Annotated in this window: 3 protein-coding genes; all 3 read right to left on the bottom strand. The window is 68.2% G+C overall.

Annotated elements, in window-relative coordinates:
- On the bottom strand, positions 1 to 399 hold a 399-nt coding region (locus tag I73_RS03330), incomplete at its 3' end, for an inner membrane-spanning protein YciB (protein WP_022979315.1).
- Entirely contained in the window at positions 396 to 833 is a 438-nt protein-coding gene (gene msrB / locus I73_RS03325; protein ID WP_022979314.1) for a peptide-methionine (R)-S-oxide reductase MsrB, read from the bottom strand. The genes I73_RS03330 and msrB, both read right to left, overlap by 4 nt.
- On the bottom strand, positions 830 to 1581 hold a 752-nt coding region (locus I73_RS25700; RefSeq protein WP_234409396.1), incomplete at its 5' end, for a protein adenylyltransferase SelO family protein. The genes I73_RS25700 and msrB, both read right to left, overlap by 4 nt.

The following is a 1581-nucleotide window of genomic DNA, read 5'->3' as shown; positions in this document are numbered from 1 at the left end:
GGTGCTGCGCAGCAGGTTCTTGCCGAGCAGGGCCTGGCTGCCCCACAGGGCGATGCCGAAGGCCCAGTACAGGCCGCTGGGTTTCCACTTGATGAAGGTCTCGTTGTGGAACCAGATGGTCAGGCCGCCGAGGATCACGACCAGGGCCAGGCTGAACCAGAGCATGGCGTCCACCTTGCGGCCACGGGCCTTCAGGTAGATCACCTGGGCCAGCGTGGCGACGATGACCACGACGGTGGCCAGCAGCACGGGGGCTTCCTTCGGGGCGACCACGCCGCCGGAGACGAGACCACCGAAATGCTCGGTGGCGAAGGTGCCTGCCCAGTCCTGGTGCCCATCCGCATAACGGAAGGTCGCGAAGAAAAGGACGATGGGCAGCAGGTCGAACAGAAGTTTCATGGCGTTCCGGAGTCCGGCGCGAAGTGTATCGCTGCCGAATTGATGCAGAAGCGCTCTCCGGTGGGGGCGGGGCCGTCATCGAACACATGGCCCAGGTGCGAACCGCAGTTCGCGCAGCGCACTTCCACCCGGGTCATACCATGCGAGGTGTCGACCAGCCGCTCGACCCGGCCCTCTTCGATGGCCTGGCTGTAGCTGGGCCAGCCGCAGCCGGCGTCGAACTTGGTGTCGGAGCTGAACAGGGCCTGGCCGCAGCCCACGCAGCGGTAGACGCCCGGCTCCCAGTGGTTCCAGTAGACGCCGGTGAAGGCGCGTTCGGTGGCCGCCTGCCGGGCCACGGCGAACTGCACCGGGTCGAGCTGATCGCGCCACTCGGCCTCGGTCTTCTGGACCGGGTAGCGGGTGTCGTCGTGGTCGTGCGGATCGTGGGTCATGAGGAGCAGGACACGGAGAGTTGCTGGGCCCAGTCGGGCGGGAAACCGGCGTCGGCGGCGGTGCCGCTGTCGTCGTCGAAGGGGCGGGACAGCACCGCCAGCAGGCGTTGGACTTCGCTGAAGTCACCTTGTTCCGCACGCTGGATGGCGGTCTCGGCCAGGTGGTTGCGTAGCACCACCCGCGGGTTGGCGCGGCGCATCGCGGCCTGCCGCTCGGCGTCGATGCTGTGCTCGGCGGCCAGACGTTCGGTGTAGCGCGTGGCCCAGACGTCGAAGGCCTCGCGGTCCATGAAGACATCGCGCACGGGGCCGGCGTCCCGGGGGGAGAAGTCGCACAGGCGGCGCATGGCGATGGTGTAGTCCGCCTTCTGGGTCTCCAAGAGGCGCAGCCAGTCGTTGACGAGATCCTGGTCGCCCTCGCGCGCCTCGCGCAGGCCCAGCTTGGCGCGCATCTGGTCGCCCAGGGCCTGGGCGAAGACGGTTTCGTAGCGGGCCAGCGCGGTGCGGATGGCGGCCACGTCCTGCGGCGTGCCCTGACCTTGGCCCACCAGGGGCACCAGGGCCTGGGCGAAGGCGTGCAGGTTCCACCAGCCCACCTTGGGCTGGCGGGCGTAGGCGTACAGCCCGCCCTCGTCGGAGTGGTTGCAGATGTGCTGCGGGTCGAACACATCCAGGAAGCCGAAGGGACCGTAGTCGATGGTCAGGCCCAGCAGGGACATGTGTCGGTGTTCATCACGCCGTGCAAAGC

The organism is Ideonella sp. B508-1, from assembly GCF_000333615.1.
Taxonomy (GTDB): Bacteria; Pseudomonadota; Gammaproteobacteria; order Burkholderiales; family Burkholderiaceae_C; genus Ideonella.
Note: the sequence above shows the minus strand (reverse complement) of the source record. Positions and strands in the feature narration are given on the sequence as shown.